This is a genomic window from Mesorhizobium monacense (assembly GCF_056781675.1).
The window spans coordinates 416,453-434,988 of the sequence record NZ_CM165567.1 but is presented as its reverse complement, the minus strand read 5'-3'; the positions used below and the strand labels follow the sequence as shown (position 1 = coordinate 434,988).

Here is an 18,536-nt window from a genome sequence, read left to right as displayed (position 1 = left end):
CCGGCCCCGCCGGAGCCAACCAGCATGCCGAAATGCCAGCCAACCTGGACCATGTGGAGTGACCAATGCCGACCCCGCCGCTTCCTCCGTTTCCGAAGTTCGTCAACGGAGGAAACTGGCGTGTTGTTCTTCCCGGATCCGGGAAGCCGGACCGGCCCCTCACCGATGCCGCGCGTCGTCATATCCTTGAATTGTCGGACTCGGACCACTGCTCGCTGCTCAGCGACCAGATGGCCATGATGGTCCAGGCCGCAAACCGCGGCAGGGGCACGGCTTGCGGCTCCGGCCCATGGGTCTGCGGTGCCCTCCCCTCCGGCGTCGCCGGCCTGCAGCACGATCCCGCGTTCATCGCCCTCGCCAATGATTTTGCGGCCGTCTTCACCCTGCTCACCGCGGCCGTCGATGCCTGCGAAGTCGCGAGCCCCAAACAGAAATGGCGCCATCTGATTGCCGATGCCCGCGTCCTGCGCAGCCTCGAGGCCGGCATCGAGGCCGAGCGTCAATTGATCCTCACCCGCTCGCTCGAAAAATTCCTCGCTCCCGCTCCCGCTCCCGATTCCATGCCGTCCCAAGGGTCGACATACGGGCGGTCCTTGCCCGAAACCCCTGCCGGGTGAGGACTGCCCCGGTGCAGACTGGGGTTCCTTTTACCCCAGTCTGCACCGTGCGGCTTAACCCGGACCGTTGGCCTTGCGCGCCTCGATTATCATCTTCCCCTCGCGCAGCGCCTGCCCGGCCTTGCGCACGACTTCCGGGTCGAACAAATGCGAGAAGCGCGGGTTGACCACCCAGTTCTCGATGGCGAGGTCGAGGCGGTCCTGCCCGATCAGGAAATCCAGGCCCGGGGTGCCCTTGCTGACGTTCATCTCGCAGGCCTTGACGATCTTGTGGTCCTTGATCATGCGTGGGATGTAGCCGGTGCTGCTGCGCTTTTCCGGGTGTCCCTGCCTGCGGTATTCCTCCTCGCGCAGCCGCTTGTACGGGACGAGGTCGCCGCGCACGCCCGCCTCAAGTTCCTCGACGGTGCCGGGACCGGCAACATTTGACTTGTCATCGTCGTCGCCGACGCCGCGACTGGCGAGCGCCTCGCCGATAGCCATGTCGATCGCCTCGACGAGGCTGCGTCCGGTCGAGGCGGCCAGCCTGCGGATGCGGGCCTCGGTCGATGGGTTGGCGATGTGGATCGGCATTTTCGGGAATCTCCTTTTCAGCCACTTGCGTGCGTGCAAGCAGGTCGCGTGATATATAGCGAATTACCCGCAATGTATCAAGAGGATATTCCGCACGATTTATCGCGGGCGAAGCGGGTTAAGGAAAAACCCGCTTTGCAGGACGCTGGTCTGAGCAGTAACCTGGCGTATGACCCCCGCCAGCACCACTGTCGCCGGCTCCCCGCTCCGATCCCGCTTCGCCGCCATTGCCTCCCCGTCCTGCCGGCACGCCGTTATTGTCGGGATTTCCGGGGCCGATCGTCTTCGCCTGGGTTCGACGTCTTTCCGTCCGACGAGGATGTCGTCAGCGACCACACTACCAGCTTGCGGATACGCGGCTACCGCACCAGAAAATGCGCAGAACACCGACGAAAGTTTGAAGCGCACTCAGAAGGAGGCGATGAAGGAACAGGAGCTGTATGGCGGCATGAAGCTTTCGAAAAAGACCAAGGACATCGGCGAGGCCCGCCGCCGGCTCAACCCGGCCGACCGCGCGCCGCGCAAGAAAATCATCGAATATGAGTTCGACTGAATGCCGCGCCGTCACACAAAGGTATGGTTCCTTCGCCACGGCATTCCGGTACCGCAGAGGCCATTTTACGCACTCAGTGAAAGTCAGCGCGAGAACCGATTCGATTCGATCGCCTGGCACGAGAGGGAAATTTTTTTCGATGAGATCCTGAAGCATCCGAGTCTGTCGGTGCGCAGACGTGCCGAGCGCACGAGCCAGGAAGAAATGCAGCTGATGATCCGCGCCCACAAGCAGGGTGTTGATCTTGTCGGCGTTACCCTTGAGCGGCTGAAGAAGGCGAAGCAATGGCATCGCCTGCCGCGTGCTCCAGCGGTCATAGAGCACCAGGCAGATCCACCGGCTCCGGCGAAACCGGCAGATGCCGCGACGGCGAGGGTCGGAAAAAGTATTCCGACCCCCCTGGCAGCGCCGCCGGTCGTTAGCACCTTTGCCGATCTGACCAAGACGCTCGATGACATCATCGTCCGCGCAGCCGGCGTCAGGCCGCAGCCGGTCAAACAGGACCCGCCACGCCGGCCGGATAGGCCTCCCGGCGGGAAGCCTGCCGGGGCGTTTGCCGGCCTTGGCGAGGCACAGGACGCCCGATCGGCCGCCGGGGCATCGGATGACGGCCGACCGTTCTCGGCGCGCCAGGACGTGCCGCCCGAGCCCGGGCCGGCCATTCCCGAACCTGAGCAACTTGATCCCGACGGGAACCGAAACGACGTGCCTAAACCCAACGTCGAGGACATCCGGGCAATCCGCGAAAAACTGACGAGGAACGGCAAGGTCCGCCTCGATGTCGAGGCGCTCGCGATCTACATCCTGTGCCCGAGTTTTTTCGCCATTGCCAATGGCCTGAATCCGGAGATCTGGCAATCGACCGTGCTCGACAGCTACGCGAGCCGGCTCGGCTGCTTGGCTAGCCGGCAATGTGGCAAATCGTTGATCATCGCGATGAAGGCGAGCGCTTTTGCAATGTGCAACCCTGGCACCACGGCGCTGATTTTGGCGCCAACTTTGAGACAATCGACCGAATTGCTCAGCAAAATTATGGCCGTTGTCATGAATGCCAACTTGAAGATCGCGGCGTCGAATCAATTCCAACTCGTTTTGGGTGGCGACAGGCTGACGCCGGGCGAGGGAAGCAGAGTTGTTGCGTTGCCTGGCAGCAATGAAGATTCAGGCGCAAGCGCGCGCGGTTACGCCAGCGATATGCTCGTGCTCGAAGAGGCGAGCTTTTTGAAAGATGACGTCATCATGGCGGTCCTGCCGTCGATCGCCGCCCGGCCGAAAGCGCAATTGATCGCCATCAGTTCGGCCGGAATTATCGGTTCGTTTTTTCACAGCGTCATGTCCTCTCCGCAAAGTCGGTGGGACAAAATGACCATCACTGCCGAGCAGTCCGGGCGCTTCAGCAAAGAGCAGTTGGCCGAAATGCGGCATAACATCGGCGAAAGCAAATACCGGACCGAGTTCCTCTGCGAATGGGGCAGCGTTGGTGATTCGCTGTTCGATGCCGAAACCATGGACAAGGCGTTCGGCAACTTCGTCGTCGACCCCTCCGAGCCGGCCGAGCTTGATGCGGAGGCGGCTTTCGGCCACCTTGACCTCGAAGCCCTTTTCAACTCCAGGCCGTTCGACCGGAAGGTGGCCTAAATGGAAGGATACTTGCTCTGTTCGCTCGATGTCGGCGGGACGGCCGATCCGGCGGCGATCGCCGTCGCCCATGTGTCCCGACGCGACCGGATGACCAAGGCGCGCATCCTCAAGCTTGCGCTGAAGCCGCCGGTGATCACGCCACAAGGTCATGTCCGCTGGGTGCAAGAGGTGATGACCGAGATCGTCAAGGAGATCGGCCGCGGCCCGACCCGCTATGTGATCGATTTGAGCAACAACAGCGCGATCGCGTTTCTGCTGGCGCAGGAACTGCCAAGGAATTCGATCATCGGCGTCAAGATTTCCGGTGGCGACCAGCATGGTGCCGGCATCACGGCGCATCTCATCGGCGATGTTGGCGGCAAGTCGACGGCGCTGCCGACGATGACACTTAGCCGGCGTCAACTGCTGCTCGACCTGTCGCCCGCGTTCACGAATGGATTGCTAGCTTTGCCGACCGAAGACAAGAGCCAGGCCGAGATGCTGCAGATCTTGAAGCAGCAGATGGCGCGCGCCTCGCTGAAAATCACCGCCTCGGGAAAATCCGTCGCCGTCGTGCAAAGGTCGCACGATGATTTGCTGATGTGCGTCGGCCAGCTCTGGGCGGCGACGCGGCTGCCCGCCCCGCATGAGGCGCGCGCCCGTAGGGAGCATGCCCAAATGCCATCCGCCCTCGGATGGACATAAAGGGGAAGTTTCCACCCGACGTCGATTATGTGTCCCTGTCGCGCCACGAGCGGCGACGCGCTTCCGGCCGAACTGGCGCGGCTTGTGGCCAAAGGTCAGCGGCTGCCGCTAACGCCGGCGCCAGACAAAGCCGGCGAAACGTTGATCAGCTCGATCATGCATTTCCTCTGGCCCCATTCGCAGGAGCGGGCGCCCCAGCAATAGACCAACGTGCCGTTGGTCTATTGCCGACGCGGCCCGATCAGATCTTGTCGGCAACCTCGCGCCACACTTCGTCGATGCCGTTGAGATACCAAGTCAGGCGATCGAGCGTGGGCTTGCTGCCATTGTCGAACTCCCCTGCATAGTTGCGCAGGTCGTAGCCATTGGGCTTTTCGTCGTTCTCGGCTTCGTACATGGCGGCAAGCAGCACATCGGCGTCGTCACAGTCGCTAGGATCGAGATCCTCGAAACGCTGCAGCTGATCGATCTCGGCGTGTTCCATTGCCCAGCGCCGGCCTTTCTCCGTGTAGAGAGGACGATCCTTTTCCTCGAGTTTCGCCTTCGATGCCCGCAGGCGTTCGATCACGTCTTCCATGTCGGTCCCTTTCCTGAGACGAGAGTTGATTTCCAGTTCGATGGCGTGGCGGAGGGTGGACGACCAGTTGATGTCGACGTCCTCCATGCGCGCCTTCAGTTCATCAGGCAGTGAGATGTTCAGCGTAGCCATAAGCTTCCCTTGATGCGCATAAATCTCGTGCTGGATATTTATGCGCATCAACTCGATTGTCAAGGAGTTATGCGCATCGTTAGCCGATTAGTTAAAACGCTCTGGCCGCCGGGTCGTCATGGCAGGTTTTCGACGAACGCTTTCAGCTCGGCGATGGCCTTTGCTGCCCTTGACCAGATCATCAGCACCAATCGCCTTTTCCAGCCGGCCGAGATCCTTGCAGGTTTTCGGGATACGTCGGCCTCTCGGCTAGGCGTTGATAATCATGAGTTGCTCGATGATGCGCTTCTTGTGCGCGGCCGGCGGTTCGCGAAACTCCCGACCACGGTATCTGGCGCCCGGAATGCCGTCGGTGGACCCTAGACGGCAGCCACGACGCCGTCGCCACGGAAGAGGAAGCTGTCCACCATCCTCTCGCGAGCAGGTCCGAACGCGAGGTCGTCGCGAGCAGTTCCTCTATCTTGGCGTTGGTCGCCCAGAGGGTTCGTCGCCGAAGCACCAGTCGAGCTGGAAGTCCTCGCCATCCTTCGAGATCAGGAGGCCAACGCCGATCCGGGTCTTCAAATCGTATTTCGGTGAACATCTGCACGGCGTTGTTTCTCATCCTGTTGCCGTCCGCGCCTGTGACGGGCCATTCCGAGCCATGCTCGCGACCATGAACGGCAATCAGACATCGGGAACGCGAACCTCCGACAGGAAGCCGAACATGATGTCGGATTCACGCCAGCTTCCCGTAGTCGCGGGAGAACCTGTTCACGGTATTCGAAGTACGGCGTACATCGTCGGGGACGCGCAGCTTTCCAGTATGCCCAGATAGTCGTGCGCGGCCACGACATGGATGAGTACCGAGGGCTACGATGCACGGGCGATCCTACTTCGAGTACGATTCGTATGACCGATTCTCGGATAGGACTTCCCCAGCCCCGCGTAGCGAAGATAGGTAAGGCCAGATGGCCCTACTTCGGTTATGGGCGCGGTGGGAGCCCTTGGCGAAAGCCAGTTCAAATGGTACGCGTTCGCTATATTTTTAGGGGGCGTTCATGCAGCAATGGTACAATGAGATGGCCGAGAGGCAGCGTTTGCTTGTTTGGGTCATTTCCGGGGGCTTGATCTTTTTCTACGGAACCGGGCTCATTCTGTGCGCCATACTTCTGTACCTCCACTTCGGAAGGGTCCGTAGCTAGGCGTGTGCCCAGCGCTGCTGCACCTACCGCAATCCCTGCGACCGTCTTGTTGCGTTGCGTGGCGGTCTGACCTTTCGAGCCGCGTTCTGTCGGCTCGCCCATAGTCAGGGATGCATGTGAAGAACACCGGGCGGCGGTCGCGACCCTCGGCCTTGCAAGTCGCGCAGCCAAACAGCCCAACCAAATCCCAATGCATCGAGCCGTGATCCGGGCCGAGCCTGTCGATTAGCGCCTGAACATCGAGCTTGACCGATTTGCAGCACATCGGATGGCCGCAATTGACGTAGAGCGTTTCGTTGGCGGCAAGCGTGTCGGCGAGGGTTTTTTCGGGCATTTGGCGAACTCCGATTTGAGAGGTTCGCCCCACGAGGCATATTTTCCTCGTCCTGATGCGGGTGACAAGAGCGGTGGTAGGCAGACTGCGGGCCCCCCCGTCCAAGGGATCGGACATTTTTCACAACGCATCCTACGTCTGCAAAGGGTGGATAGTGTTGAAAAAGTCCGCCGGGCTGCGAAGCGGGCCCTTCTGACAGAATTCCATTTCTTGGCGGGGCCTTTTCTGGAATCACGATTCGCAATTAGACCCCTCGCGAAACGATATTCTACCCGAGTGTCCCAATGGACTTGGTCGCCGACTTTTTCAACATGGGGTAATGGGCGGCAGCTCTTCTCGGAGACGATAGGATCGGCTCCGTCATTGGAAGAGGAGACTGACCATGGAGTATTTTGCAGGTTTGGACATTTCGATGGAAGAGACGCACATTTGCGTTCTCGATCGTGAGGGAGCGATCGTTCATGAAGCGAAGACGATATCTGCTCCCGACGCGATCATCGCCTCGCTGGCAAAGGCGCCTGCTTGTCGGCGCATCGTGTTCGAGACCGGCCGGATGGCCCCGATGCTTTACCATGGCCTGCGCGAACGCGGCCTTCCTGTCGTCTGCATCGAGAGCCGGCAGGCGTACCAGGCACTGAAGTCGCTGGCGACGCACAAGTCCGACCGCAATGATGCCCGTGGCCTGGCACATCTCGCCCGAACCGGCTTCTTCAAGCCGACGCATGTGAAGTCGCTGCCCGCGCACGCCATTCGCGCGCTGATCATCGCGCGCAAGAAGCTGGTCGGTCAGCGCGTCATGCTGGAGAACCAGATCCGCGGCCTCGCCGTGGTGTTCGGCGTCCGGCTGCCGCGGGCACTCAGTCCGGCCTTCATCGATCAAGCGCTCCGGGCCAGCGAAGGGATCAATGGCCTATCCGCCGCCATGCGGGGCCTCATCACAGCCCGAACCGCTGTGCTTTCGGCTGTGGCGGCAATCGACGCCGACATGAAGAAGATGGCCAGGGCCTCCGATGTATGCCGCCGGCTGATGACCATTCCCGGCGTTGGCCAGCTGACCGCACTCGCCTTCACAGCCGCTGTCGATGACCCCGGGCGGTTCAGGCGGTCTCGCGACATCGGCGCCTATCTCGGCCTGGTGCCGCGGCGCTATCAGTCGGGCGAAGTCGACTACACCGGCAGCATCTCCAAGTGTGGCGATCGACGGATGCGAACCCTGCTCTACGAAGCGGCAAACGTCATGCTGACGCGCTATCGAGGAGCGCTGAAGCTGAAGGATTGGGCGCTGGCGATCGCGGCGAGGTCCACGATGCGCAAGGCGCGGATTGCTCTTGCCCGGCGGCTGGCCATCATCATGCATGCGATGCTTCGGCACGGCACCGTGTTCAAAGCCGCCTAACGGATAACCGGCGAACGAGACAGGAGGCCGAAACGAGCTCCCGAGCGGGAGCGACGCCCAAGGGAGGGAGTGGATGACGGCGCCGATTCTGTAGCATGCGGTCCATCGTCGGGCCGACTGCGATTTCAACCAAGCCGCTCCATACCCAGCTAACCCCATCAAGTGCCAATGAGCACGTAGAGAACGCAGGCACCCGAAAGCGTCGACAGCGCTCAAATCGAGCTGCCGCCTCTTGACCCATTAGAGAACACTATCGGTGGAAAGTTGCCCTTCGGGGTTATTTGCCCGAACGGGCAAATAGCGCCAAAAGCGGTCATCCGCCGCCAGTTCTCGAATGACCGCAGTTGGGCCGGAAGCAGTCGGTCCGCTTGTGGTCAGTGAAGAACGATAGAGGACGTTCAACGCTTGACTGCGGAGTACCTTGACGAGCTGGGCGAGCTAACGCGGTGTTGTTAGTCCAAGCCTACCGCTCGGAGCCCAGCGAGATAGCGATCGAGGTCGGTCTTGCGCACGATTGGGTGGAAGCGCGATATCCAGTCCAGCGTGAGAGTTGGATGGAGATTTTTCGCGTGAGCCAAAGCTTGCCGGCCGGTTTCGATTTCGCCCCCCATGCCTGATGATGCCGAGAGTGTTCGCCACGCAGTGCCGAAGTGAGGCCGCAATTGCACTGCTCGTCGGCCCAGTGCGATCGCCTCCGCGTAACGACCAAGGACGAAGTGGCAAGTAGCCGCGGTTGCGAAGATCGCGGACTGGCTAGAGTCCCGCGGGCTCATTTGTTCAGCGAGTGCCAGGTGATGAAGTCCCTCTTCGCCCGACCCCGCGTAACCGTAAGTCGAGCCGAGAATCAAATGAGCGAGGGCAAAGCTTGGATTGATCGCAATGGCCTCGTTGAGCGCCTCTAACGCCTCGGTAGAATGGCGAGCAACCATGTGTGCGTAGCCAGCTGCAAAATGGGACCAGGGGTCTTCCGGCGCCAAGTGAATTGCCTGCTCCGCCATGGCGATTGCAGGCTCCATCTCGTCTGCGGCCAAAGAGATGCCGAGTTGGACTCGCGCGGCCAGCGTTGCCGCGCAAAGCTCCCTGTTCGGAACGGGCGGCTCGGACCTAGTCATTCAAAACATAACACGATCTTACAATGCGGCCTCTTTAGGAGGGAAATTTGTGTGGGCTACGGGGACTCGCGAGCTTACCGTTCCGAGCATCCGTCATTGTGGACTCGGCGATAAGACGTACGTAATCTACACCGAGACCGGCTTCCGAGGCGAACGTAATATGGCTGATGAACGCGTCCGGCGCCGCCTTGCCGCGATAGCGGTAGCCGATGTTGTCGGTTACAGCCGATTGATGGAAGTTGACGAGGTCGGCACCCTGGCGGCGTTGAAGCACCGCCGCAGCGACATACTACAGCCTCTCATCCGCGGGCATGGCGGGCGTATCGTCAAGCTTATGGGCGATGGAGTACTGATGGAGTTCTCCAGCGCAGTGCATGCGGTCGAAGCTGCGCTGGAACTCCAGACAAGAATGTCGCAAGCCAACAACACCGTGGCGCAGGAGCGTCACATTGTTCTCCGCATCGGTATCAATCTCGGCGACGTGATTGGCGAAGGCTCTGACCTCTACGGCGAAGGCGTCAACGTTGCGGCCCGTCTCGAAGCCTTGGCGGAACCAGGAGGGATCTGCATTTCGGCGAAGGTATACGAGGAGACGAGAGACAAGGTCGACGCCCCTTTCGAGGATCTCGGCGAGGTTGAGCTCAAGAATATGGCGAGACCGGTGCGGGCCTACCGCGTTGGCACGAAAGTCGAACGGATGGGTGTCTACGTCACAGACAGTTCCGCCGCCACAAAACCGTCCATCGTCGTGCTGCCATTTGACAACATGAGCGGCGACGCCGGTCAGCAATATCTTTCGGATGGCATTACCGAAGACATCATAACCGAACTGTCGCGCTTCAAGAACCTGACTGTCGCGGCGCGTCACGTGTCGTTCCAGCTTGCGAGCAAAGCGGCAAATTCTGTCCAAGCGGCGCGGAATATAGGCGCAAACTATGTCGTTGAAGGCAGCGTGCGCAGGGCGGGTGATCGCATTCGCATCACGGCGCAGTTGATTGACGCCAAGTCCGGCAACCATATCTGGGCCGAGCGATACGACACCGAATCCCTCGATATCTTTGTCGTGCAGGACGAGGTCGTTGCAGCGGTAGCATCGACGCTTGAGGGGAGAATGGTTGCGGCAGCAGCGGTTCAGGTTCGGAAGCGTCCAACATCAAGCTGGACGGCCTATGATTTTTTTCTGCAAGGCCGAGAACTCTGTGACGCCAATCATGAAAGGGAGGCCATTCCGCTCTTTTCCAGAGCGGTAGCGATCGATCCTTCGTTTGTCCAGGCTCACGCCTGGTTGGCTATCGCTCATCTCGGGCAATATTGGTTCGACGCCAACCCGGGGACGTTGCGAGACGCTTCGATCGCGGGACAACGAGCCTTGGAACTGGACAGCAGCGACCCCACCGTTCACCATGCCAACGGTATTGTAGCGCTTTGGTCGCGCCAGTATGAGCGGGCTGGCATGCATTTCGATCGCGCTATCGCACTAAACCCCGTTGACGCCCAAATTCGCGCCGACCGCGCACACTGGCTGCGATTTTCCGGCCGCCAGGCGGAGGCCTTGGTGGCTATCGACGAAGCGCTGGGAAGAAGCGTCTTTTCACCACTTTGGTTCTGGCTAATACGTGGTGGAATCTTGTTCGACTTGCGCCGATACGATGAAGCAGTAGAGGCTTTGGATCACTTGCCGAAAAAGCACCATTTGGTTTGGCTCATGCTGGCGTCAGCCCACGCTCATCTCGAGCACGCTTCGCTCATGGAGCATGCGCTGGCTGCTGCACTCGAAATCAAACCAGACGTGTCTTTGCATGAGCTAATCATGCTGCTTCCCCACGCCGATCCTGGAGCGATCGAACCTTTGCTCGATGGCCTTCGCAAGGCGGGTCTACCGGAACAGGCGCGGTCGTAGCTTTTACAGGCTAGGCCGGGACCCGCAAGTGCATGCTCGGGGAAGCGACTCCTTTGTTCGCGCGGAGCTGTGGCATTAGCGATGTCCACTTTTGGTGAATACACGGGACCGTAGGAACGACTGCCATGCGGCGCGAAGCTGCCTTTCGCACCGTGGAAGACGTATGTCGGCCTCGGTCAAAGGCGACCTTATCCGGTGGACGATTCATGCTGACATTGTGGCCAATTAAACGGCGAGCGATGATTGAGGTGCGGAAAGGCCGCTGAGGGGCCGACAGCGGACTGGCAGCTTCCGGCTGCCGATCTTCAAGAGCGGACATTCAGTCCGGTGCAAGTATTGTCGTGACCTAACCCCAAGGGGACCTTCTTATCGCAAGGCGGCAGTGACCGCTCAAAGGTGGAAAGCGGACTCATGTAGGCCTCATGCGTTGACATTATGCGGCCGGCGGCCAGTTTAGTGTGGGTGCCAAGGCTGTTGTGCCCTGTCGGACGATGCTAGGTTACCTCTTACCTCTCGGCTATCGCCCCATCCTGTCGCTTCTTCGCGGCACGGGCTTCCTGCTTGCAGCAACAGGGTTGCATGGGTTGCTCTTGCCGCTGCGCGGGCAGGCGGAGGGGTTCTCGACTGCGTCCCTTGGCTTGCTCGGAACCGCTTGGGCGGGCGGCTTCGTCGCCGGCTGCATCTTAGCACCTCGGCTTGTCCGTCGGATCGGGCACGTCCGCGCGTTCGGCACCTTTGCAGCGGCTGGTGCAGTCATCACGCTGCTGACGGGTTTGATAGTCGAGCAGTATGTTTGGATCGCTCTGCGCGCCTTCACAGGGTTCGCCATGGCCGGCGCCTATATGGTCATTGAGAGCTGGTTGAACGAAAAGGCGACCAATGAGACCCGCGGCAGCGTCTTCGGCCTCTACATGATCGTGTCTTATGTCTCGATCGTGGCCGGCCAGATGATTGTCGCCATAGGCGACGTGAGGAACGCTTCACTGTTCATGGTCGCCGGGATCTTCTTCTGCCTCGCCTTAATCCCAACGGCAGTGTCATCGGCAGCGACGCCAAAACCGCTAGAGGATGTCGCCCTTGATCTGAAAGGCCTCTATGCCACTTCACCGCTAGCCCTGATCGGCTGTTTCCTGACCGGCGTTGCCAATGGAGCCTGGGGAACGCTCGGAGCCGTCTATGGTGCCCGTATCGGAATCAGCAACGCGGGCATTGCAGTGATGGCAAGCGCGGTTGTTCTCGCCGGTGCCGCTCTCCAGTTTCCGGTGGGCCGGCTCTCCGATATCACCGACCGCCGCCATGTGCTGGCCGGTGCAGCGGTCGGAGCGGCCGCCTTCGCGCTTCTCGTCTTCGTCCTCCAGCCGCGGTCTGCCGCATTGGTCATAGTTGCCACCGCAGCCTACGGTGCCCTCTCCTACACCCTCTATTCGGTCGCAGTGGCACATGCCAACGACCACGCCCGTCCAGACGAGTTCGTCAAGGTATCGAGCGGTCTGCTACTGTTGTATGGGTTCGGCACGATGGTCGGGCCGGTGCTGGCGGCCATGCTGATGGCCGCGATGCGACCCGAAAGCTTGTTCCTCGCTACTGCTCTCGCCCACACTCTGCTCGCCGCATGCGCGCTGGTCCGCATTCTCAGCCGCGCTCCGGTATCGCAGGCTGGCAAGGAGGCGTTCAGGACACTGCCGGCCGAGCGGGCTGGGACGCCCGAATCGCTGCGGCTGGATCCACGAACCGGCCCGGCCGCAGAGTGAACCAAGGCCCGTTGCGGGCAAATCAGCCGATCGACTCCGGATCCCCCAAACCGCGTTCTATTTTGCATGCGCGAACACAAGCCGAAGAAGCTGGGCTTTTCCCAGTCGAATATGTCCGTCTAGACTCCTTCATGTTTTGACGGAAGCGTATCCAGCGTTGTTGAAGTAGTTTGCGCATTCGTCTGGCTTGATTGTTCCGACGAGGGTGCCGAGATGGCGCCAGGTGTCTTCGATAGTTCGCTTCTGGGCGTGGCGCATCCAATGTTTGATCTTGGCGAAGGTCTGCTCGATCGGGTTGAGATCGGGTGAATAGGGCGGCAGGAACCAGAGCCTTGCGCCGGCGGCCTTGATGGCGTGACGGATGGCTGCAGATTTATGGCTGCCCAGATTGTCCATGATCACGATGTCGCCTGGCCGCAGGGTCGGGAGCAGTTGCTGACGGACATAAGCGCGGAAGCATTCACCGTTGATCGGGCCGTCGAAGACGCATGGCGCGGTGAGTTCGTCGCAGCGCAATGCGCCCAGGAAGGTCAGGGTTCGCCAATGGCCATGTGGGGCAAAGCCGCGCAGGCGCTGTCCCCTTGGCCCCCAGCCGCGAAGTGGGGCCATGTTGGTCTTGATCCACGTCTCGTCGATGAAGACCAGACGCGCCGGATCGAGGCGACCCTGCCACGACCTCCAGCGCTGGCGGCGACGAGCGATGTCGGCTCGGGCCTGCTCAAGAGCGAACAGCGTTTTTTTTGAAGCTCAGGCCCTCGCGCCTCAAGAACACCCAGACCGCGTTGTGCGAGACCATCACCCCGCGTGCGGCCAACTCATCCTTCAGCCGATGCAGCGTCAGATCAGAGGTCTGGTTGATCCGCTCCACGATGAAGGCCCGATGCGGCTCCAGAATACGCTTGCGGTGTCCACCCATCTTGCCCGGCGCAACCGAGCCGGTGGCACGGTAACGCTGCGACCACTTCACCACCGAGGACACTGCGACGCCAAAACGCGACGCCACCACACGGCAGCTCTCGCCGGTGCCGACGGCTTCAACAACACGCTCACGAAGATCGTTCGAAAGGGCTCGTGTCATCAGACGCTGGCCTCCGTCCAGCCAGCATCTTGAATCACAAACCAGCTGCTTTGGGAATCCTACGATTCTCTCAAGAAATGAAACGCTCTAGGGGCGCTGCTCGGCTCGCGGCTGCGCCTTGATCAGGCGGCAAGTCTGACAAATCCCGTCGGGAATGCGTCGCTGTGTCGCTTGCCCCATCTGTAAATTGTGCGCTTCGCTCAGCCGCTCTCTACAGCGGCGTGTCCTATCTCGGGCCATGAGCGGGCATTCGACCTCGCTCTCTGGAATGACTGGACATGGCGCTACTTGTCCGTTCCCATCGACGAGACGAATAGCAATATTCCATCCCTTTGCGGTCGTTCAGTTGCGTTCTGTGAAGGGTTTCGGATGCCGGCGCACAATGGCGAATGAGGGTCTTGCGATTGTCAGCTTCGCAGGCGGCCGTCGGTGTGCACGCGATGAGGTTCAGTGCTTGCTCGAGTCCTCCCCCCTCATCAGCAGGTGAATCTCGCTCCCCGGAGTAAACTCCCCGACGGTCGATTTCAGAAGCCGTAGGGCGCCGGGCAAATCTTGGGCGTCGATCCTGCGCTTCATCTCGTCGAAGATGCGCACGATCAGCGCTCCCTCGATCGACCGTGGAGATGCGGCCAGGATCCCCGACGCACCGGTCCCGCTCAAGGTTTCCTTGTTGTCGAAGAGTTCCTCGTAGAGTTTTTCCCCAGGCCGAAGCCCGGTGTAGACTATCTGAATATCGGTGTCCGGGCGGCGCCCCGAGAGGCGGATGAGATTTCGAGCAAGATCGACGATCTTCACCGGCGAGCCCATGTCGAGAACGTAAATTCGGCCGCGCTCCTCCTGCCGCGCGTGGCTATGCGCCGCCGCCTGCAGGACGAGGAGGCAGGCTTCCGAAATTGTCATGAAAAAGCGTTCCATCTCCGGATGGGTAACCGTCACAGGGCCGCCGGCCCTGATCTGGTTCTCGAACAGCGGGACCACGGATCCGGCAGAGCCCAGGACGTTCCCGAACCGAACCGTGACGAAACGTGTGCCGTTGACCGCCGAGTCGAGATCCATTGCCTGGCAGAACATCTCCGCCATCCGCTTGGTCGCGCCCATAACGTTTGCGGGGTTCACAGCCTTGTCGGTCGACACCATAATCATCGTGGAGACGTTGGCACGAAGCGCGGCCTCAGCAACATTGCGCGTCCCGATCACGTTGGTGAAAAGGCCTTCAAGCGGCTGAGCCTCAACGATCGGCACGTGCTTGAGTGCTGCTGCGTGGAACAGCACGTCGGGTCTATGGGCCGCGACGATTCTGTTGACGGCGTCCTTTTCGCGCACGTTGCAGAGGGCAGCATACAGCTCGAGGCTCGGGCTGGTGCCAGTGAGTTCAGTCTTGATAGAGTAGAGAAGGTGCTCGCTGGCGTCCACAAGAACGAGGGTCCGGGGGGTCAGGGCCGCAACCTGACGCGCCAGCTCGGATCCAATCGAACCGCCCGCGCCGGTGATCATGACGGTCCTGCCCTCGATCATCGAGGCGATCTTGGGCGCATCAAGCCTAACGGGCGGTCGTTGCAAGAGATCTTCCAACTTGATCGGACGCAGTTCGATTTCAGCATCGATGCTTTGCATGTCGAGGAGGTTCGGGAGCTTCAGGATTTCGACTTTCTGCTGCGCCGCAATCTCAACCAACGCCTCGATGCTGGCGTGCCGCTGATAATCCTCGCGCGAACGCGTCAGGATGAGCGCCTCGGGCCGGCGCCCCTGGGCCTCGAATCGATTGAGGATCTGCGGCAGTCTTTCCAGCGGACCCAACACTGGAATCCCGCGAATAGAACGCCCGGTCCTGCGATCCCGTTCGTCGATTATCGCAAGGACTACAAATGAGGCACTGTTTCTCTCATTAATGGTCCTCACGAAGGCGTCGGCGTTGTCGGTGGCTCCAACCAGCAGCACGAACTTACAGGTGCCGCGATCGAACAAGCGACCGGTGTCGTGGCGATTGCGATAGAGCCGATACGCGGCACGCGGCCCGCCTAGCAGTACGATCAGGAAGGCCCAGGCGATAAGGATCGAAGAACGGGGAATCAAGGCCAGTCGATCCAGCAGGAATTGGGCCACTGTGAAACTAGCAACGGACGCGCTAGCTGCATAGGTGATTGCCAGGAGATCCGGTAGCGACGCATAGCGCCAAATTCCACGGTTCAGTCCAAGCGAAAAACCGACGCCGATGACAATAAGGCCAAATAGAGTCGCCGCACCAAGGAAATTCGTCAAGTTTCGAACAACAATATCGAAATCAAACCTCAACACGATGGAAAGAAACATCGCGGCAGCGCCCATTATGCCATCGTGCACCAGCGCCAAGCCCCGCAATACTAACAGTCGAGAAACTCGCCAGGACCGAGTCGTTTTGTCTCCAGCATAAACACGCTCTCGCTGTTTGCATTCTTCTGGAGACACTAGTTTAGACCCTTCGACAAAAGGCGGCGATCAACTCGATCCGCCGACGTCCAATGTCCGAACAGCCGAGGTTCGGTCGCTCGGAGTCGCAGTATAGGGCTCTGGCGCTGACATGTGCCAGTAACGTCTGAAAATGGGGATCGTTCACGCGGCGATTATCAACACTTCCCCGAGGGAGGACGCCAAGTTCAAGGCGATGGTCGAAGCGGGTGCGATGGCATCTTGTCGATGTCGGAGGCCACACTGTCTGGCAGGGCGCCGAAGGCTTCCTCGAGGAACTTGACCTTTCAAAGATCGGCAATGTCGCCAAACTGGACAAGGCGGTCCATCGTCAGCCCGACTGCGATTTCAAACAAGCCGCTCCATACCCAGCTGACTCCATCAAGTGCCTTTGACCTCGCAGAGAACGCAGGCACCCGAAAGCGTCGACAGCGCTCAAATCGAGCCGCCGCCCCTTGACCCATTAGAGAACACTTTCGACGTCTAAGCAGACGTAACCGATGGCTTCTCGCTATGCCCGCTAGTGGCGCAACCGCGACCTCCAGCGCGGTCGCCGGTAATGTCGGCTTTAAGGCAGTGGCCGAGCTAACTTCAATGGCCGAGATGCGGCGCAAAGCGGACGTCCTGAGCGTGTCATCAATTCTTGGAACCAGAAGCGGATGTTGATCACGCCGAGCCAGAGAAGGTTGGTTTCGGGTTCGTGTCCCTCTACCACCTTCAAAGTCCAAACAATTCTCCGGTCTTGAATACCGGCGATGGTGGCCGTGGACATCGACCGCACCGCGCCGGAAGTTCATCATTTCAGCCCCAAAATAATACTCAACCAACCGGTTGACAATCAGCAGCCGTTTATGCATATTCAACCACATGGTTGAATTACTAACAAGCGAGATGGACCAGATCTTTCATGCCCTTGGCGACGCGACCCGCCGGCAGATGCTACGCGAACTCGCCGGCGGCGGGCGCACGGTGAGCCAGCTGGCCGAACCGTTCCCGATGTCGCTGGCAGCGGCTTCCAAGCACATCAAGGTGCTGGAGAATGCCGGACTGATCCGCCGCGAAGTGCTGGGGCGCACGCATATCTGCCACCTCGAAGCCGGGCCGCTGGCTAGCGCACATGAGTGGCTTGGATCCTACTCGCGCTTCTGGACGGGGCGACTCGACATATTGGAACGATTGCTGCGGAAGGACGATGCCCGCAAATCGGTGGAAAAGAAGGGAGACGACAAATGAACGAACAACCCGCCGCGAATGGCTATGGCACGCTCACTGAACCTGCCACCTTGACCATCGAACGGCTGCTGCCCGGTCCGGCCGAGCGCATCTGGGCCTACATCACCGATTCGGAGCTGCGCCGCCAATGGATGGCGGCAGGCCCGATGGGCACTTCGGCTGGTGCTGCCTTCGAGTTCACTTGGCGCAATGACGAACTGACCGAGCCGGCCGGCGAGCGCCCGCCGGGATTCCCAGCCGTGCATAGCATGCCGGGTGAGATTATCGAGATCGACCGCCCGCACCGCCTCGTCATCACCTGGGGCAGCACCGGCGGCGTCACCTTCGAGCTGACCCCGCGAGGCAATGACGTGCTGCTCACCATTATCCATCGCCGCCTGGGCGACCGTTCGATGATGCTCAACATAGCCCCCGGCTGGCACATCCACCTCGACATTCTCGCCGCCCGCTTGCGCGGCGAGCAGCCCGAACCGTTCTGGGACGGGTGGGCGAGACTGAGGCAGGACTACGACCGGCGCCTGCCGGCCTGAACCGAAGGACGCGATCAACAGGAAGGAGACGAACCGGAACGACCACAAGACTGACCGATAAGACTGCCTGACCGATGACTGAAAGCGAGCGCGTGCTCGCTTGATAACCGCTGCTTTTGCCGGCGGCTTCCCAATCCCATTCCTGAAGATTTCAACCGCCGGCTGTGCGGCCGGACAATCGCGCCTTGAGCGCCAAGGAGAATGCTATGCGTAAATTGATCGCCGCCATGAAGATTTCCGTCGATGGCAAGTCGGAGGGACCGACGGGCATCGCCGACTGGGTCCATGCCTGGTCGGAGGATTATGGGCTGATGGATCAGGTCGATGCCTGTGTGCTTGGCGGCCGCATGTATCCGGGCTACGAACAATACTGGACCGCGATCCAGGATGCGCCCGACCAGCCGCTGCCGATGACCGGCAAGCTCGCCGCGCGGGAGGAACTGCCCTGGGCGCGCTTCGCCGCCAAGACACCACATTATGTGCTGTCGAACACGCTGAAGTCCGCCAACTGGCCGATGACCAAGTTCCTGCACTCCAACGACGATGTCGCAGCGCTCAAGCGTCAGCCCGGCAAGGACATCTACCTGATGGGCGGCTCGACCATCGTCGACAGCCTGACCGAGGCCGGGCTGGTGGATGAGCTTCGCCTCGTCCTCTATCCGCTGATCGCCGGTGACGGAAAGGTGCTGTTTTCGACCACCGCGCAGCGCCGCGACCTGGAGCTCACCAAGGTCGAGCAGTTGCCGGGCGGCCGGCTCAGTTTGATCTACAAAATCGGCTGAGCGAACCAAACCAG

General features: G+C 60.5%; 16 protein-coding genes. 11 read left to right on the top strand and 5 right to left on the bottom strand.

The genetic code is table 11. The features are described from left to right. Positions 1–65: 65 nt before the first annotated feature. On the top strand, positions 66–617 hold the full coding sequence (locus tag AC1RUK_RS01990) for a hypothetical protein (protein ID WP_481836985.1): 552 nt from the start codon (positions 66–68) through the stop codon (positions 615–617). A 54-nt stretch (positions 618–671) separates the two neighbouring features. Here AC1RUK_RS01990 and AC1RUK_RS01985 read toward each other — a convergent pair whose 3' ends face one another. Continuing rightward, positions 672–1,190: a hypothetical protein gene (locus AC1RUK_RS01985; protein WP_481836986.1), complete on the bottom strand. Its 519-nt coding sequence runs from the start codon at positions 1,188–1,190 to the stop codon at positions 672–674. Positions 1,191–1,359: 169 nt separating this feature from the next. On the opposite strand from AC1RUK_RS01985, the gene AC1RUK_RS01980 reads away from it, so the two are divergent. Genes AC1RUK_RS01980 through AC1RUK_RS01970 form a run of 3 tightly spaced genes read left to right on the top strand, consistent with a single transcriptional unit; the run spans position 1,360 to position 4,068 of the window. Beyond that, positions 1,360–1,743 carry a hypothetical protein gene (locus AC1RUK_RS01980; protein WP_481836987.1) on the top strand — a complete coding sequence of 128 codons (384 nt, stop codon included), beginning with the start codon at positions 1,360–1,362 and terminating at the stop codon, positions 1,741–1,743. Continuing rightward, positions 1,744–3,381 carry a terminase large subunit domain-containing protein gene (locus AC1RUK_RS01975; RefSeq protein WP_481836988.1) on the top strand — a complete coding sequence of 546 codons (1,638 nt, stop codon included), beginning with the start codon at positions 1,744–1,746 and terminating at the stop codon, positions 3,379–3,381. Next, positions 3,382–4,068: a hypothetical protein gene (locus tag AC1RUK_RS01970; protein ID WP_481836989.1), complete on the top strand. Its 687-nt coding sequence runs from the start codon at positions 3,382–3,384 to the stop codon at positions 4,066–4,068. A 241-nt stretch (positions 4,069–4,309) separates the two neighbouring features. On the opposite strand, the gene AC1RUK_RS01965 is transcribed toward AC1RUK_RS01970, so the two are convergent. Continuing rightward, complete coding sequence (locus AC1RUK_RS01965; protein WP_481836990.1) at positions 4,310–4,777, bottom strand: hypothetical protein; 468 nt, start codon at positions 4,775–4,777, stop codon at positions 4,310–4,312. 12 nt (positions 4,778–4,789) lie between these two features. Between AC1RUK_RS01965 and AC1RUK_RS01960 the strand changes: the two genes are divergently transcribed. Next, entirely contained in the window at positions 4,790–5,140 is a 351-nt protein-coding gene (locus AC1RUK_RS01960) for a hypothetical protein (protein WP_481836991.1), read from the top strand. Between the two features lie 1,537 nt (positions 5,141–6,677). Then, positions 6,678–7,691 carry an IS110 family RNA-guided transposase gene (locus AC1RUK_RS01955; RefSeq protein ID WP_481836992.1) on the top strand — a complete coding sequence of 338 codons (1,014 nt, stop codon included), beginning with the start codon at positions 6,678–6,680 and terminating at the stop codon, positions 7,689–7,691. 452 nt (positions 7,692–8,143) lie between these two features. Here AC1RUK_RS01955 and AC1RUK_RS01950 read toward each other — a convergent pair whose 3' ends face one another. After that, complete coding sequence (locus AC1RUK_RS01950) at positions 8,144–8,707, bottom strand: tetratricopeptide repeat protein (protein WP_436170155.1); 564 nt, start codon at positions 8,705–8,707, stop codon at positions 8,144–8,146. 256 nt (positions 8,708–8,963) lie between these two features. Here AC1RUK_RS01950 and AC1RUK_RS01945 point away from each other — a divergent pair, with 256 nt between their 5' ends. Beyond that, a complete protein-coding gene (locus tag AC1RUK_RS01945) occupies positions 8,964–10,703 on the top strand; it encodes an adenylate/guanylate cyclase domain-containing protein (RefSeq protein ID WP_481836993.1) in 1,740 nt (579 codons plus the stop codon). 491 nt (positions 10,704–11,194) lie between these two features. After that, positions 11,195–12,454: an MFS transporter gene (locus tag AC1RUK_RS01940; RefSeq protein WP_481839607.1), complete on the top strand. Its 1,260-nt coding sequence runs from the start codon at positions 11,195–11,197 to the stop codon at positions 12,452–12,454. Positions 12,455–12,583: 129 nt separating this feature from the next. Here AC1RUK_RS01940 and AC1RUK_RS01935 read toward each other — a convergent pair. Together AC1RUK_RS01935 and AC1RUK_RS01930 are read right to left on the bottom strand one after the other, a co-directional pair. After that, positions 12,584–13,532, bottom strand: a protein-coding gene (locus AC1RUK_RS01935; protein ID WP_436173611.1) for an IS630 family transposase whose coding sequence is annotated in 2 segments (ribosomal slippage) — positions 12,584–13,195 and positions 13,197–13,532 — 948 coding nt in all. Because the reading frame shifts where the segments join, the coding sequence is not laid out codon by codon here. A 447-nt stretch (positions 13,533–13,979) separates the two neighbouring features. Continuing rightward, a complete protein-coding gene (locus AC1RUK_RS01930; protein WP_481836994.1) occupies positions 13,980–15,857 on the bottom strand; it encodes a polysaccharide biosynthesis protein in 1,878 nt (625 codons plus the stop codon). Between the two features lie 987 nt (positions 15,858–16,844). On the opposite strand from AC1RUK_RS01930, the gene AC1RUK_RS01925 reads away from it, so the two are divergent. The 3 genes from AC1RUK_RS01925 to AC1RUK_RS01915 all read left to right on the top strand — a co-directional run bounded on the left by AC1RUK_RS01925 (position 16,845) and on the right by AC1RUK_RS01915 (position 18,522). Beyond that, positions 16,845–17,210 carry an ArsR/SmtB family transcription factor gene (locus tag AC1RUK_RS01925; RefSeq protein ID WP_481836995.1) on the top strand — a complete coding sequence of 122 codons (366 nt, stop codon included), beginning with the start codon at positions 16,845–16,847 and terminating at the stop codon, positions 17,208–17,210. Continuing rightward, the gene (locus AC1RUK_RS01920) at positions 17,207–17,740 is read left to right on the top strand and encodes an SRPBCC family protein (protein ID WP_481836996.1); all 534 of its coding nucleotides are present in this window, start codon (positions 17,207–17,209) and stop codon (positions 17,738–17,740) included. Before AC1RUK_RS01925 ends, AC1RUK_RS01920 begins: the two co-directional genes overlap by 4 nt. Before the next feature lie 206 nt (positions 17,741–17,946). Continuing rightward, entirely contained in the window at positions 17,947–18,522 is a 576-nt protein-coding gene (locus AC1RUK_RS01915) for a dihydrofolate reductase family protein (RefSeq protein ID WP_481836997.1), read from the top strand. Positions 18,523–18,536 lie beyond the last annotated feature (14 nt).

What these genes read in the sequence shown, in the direction of transcription:
- AC1RUK_RS01950 (WP_436170155.1), bottom strand. Translation starts at nt 8,707, where the DNA reads ATGGAGCCTGCAATCGCCATGGCGGAGCAGGCAATTCACTTGGCGCCG.
- AC1RUK_RS01985 (WP_481836986.1), bottom strand. Translation starts at nt 1,190, where the DNA reads ATGCCGATCCACATCGCCAACCCATCGACCGAGGCCCGCATCCGCAGG.
- AC1RUK_RS01925 (WP_481836995.1), top strand. Translation starts at nt 16,845, where the DNA reads ATGGTTGAATTACTAACAAGCGAGATGGACCAGATCTTTCATGCCCTT.
- AC1RUK_RS01955 (WP_481836992.1), top strand. Translation starts at nt 6,678, where the DNA reads ATGGAGTATTTTGCAGGTTTGGACATTTCGATGGAAGAGACGCACATT.
- AC1RUK_RS01980 (WP_481836987.1), top strand. Translation starts at nt 1,360, where the DNA reads ATGACCCCCGCCAGCACCACTGTCGCCGGCTCCCCGCTCCGATCCCGC.
- AC1RUK_RS01970 (WP_481836989.1), top strand. Translation starts at nt 3,382, where the DNA reads ATGGAAGGATACTTGCTCTGTTCGCTCGATGTCGGCGGGACGGCCGAT.
- AC1RUK_RS01930 (WP_481836994.1), bottom strand. Translation starts at nt 15,857, where the DNA reads ATGGGCGCTGCCGCGATGTTTCTTTCCATCGTGTTGAGGTTTGATTTC.
- AC1RUK_RS01915 (WP_481836997.1), top strand. Translation starts at nt 17,947, where the DNA reads ATGCGTAAATTGATCGCCGCCATGAAGATTTCCGTCGATGGCAAGTCG.
- AC1RUK_RS01990 (WP_481836985.1), top strand. Translation starts at nt 66, where the DNA reads ATGCCGACCCCGCCGCTTCCTCCGTTTCCGAAGTTCGTCAACGGAGGA.
- AC1RUK_RS01975 (WP_481836988.1), top strand. Translation starts at nt 1,744, where the DNA reads ATGCCGCGCCGTCACACAAAGGTATGGTTCCTTCGCCACGGCATTCCG.
- AC1RUK_RS01940 (WP_481839607.1), top strand. Translation starts at nt 11,195, where the DNA reads ATGCTAGGTTACCTCTTACCTCTCGGCTATCGCCCCATCCTGTCGCTT.
- AC1RUK_RS01945 (WP_481836993.1), top strand. Translation starts at nt 8,964, where the DNA reads ATGGCTGATGAACGCGTCCGGCGCCGCCTTGCCGCGATAGCGGTAGCC.
- AC1RUK_RS01960 (WP_481836991.1), top strand. Translation starts at nt 4,790, where the DNA reads ATGCGCATAAATCTCGTGCTGGATATTTATGCGCATCAACTCGATTGT.
- AC1RUK_RS01965 (WP_481836990.1), bottom strand. Translation starts at nt 4,777, where the DNA reads ATGGCTACGCTGAACATCTCACTGCCTGATGAACTGAAGGCGCGCATG.
- AC1RUK_RS01920 (WP_481836996.1), top strand. Translation starts at nt 17,207, where the DNA reads ATGAACGAACAACCCGCCGCGAATGGCTATGGCACGCTCACTGAACCT.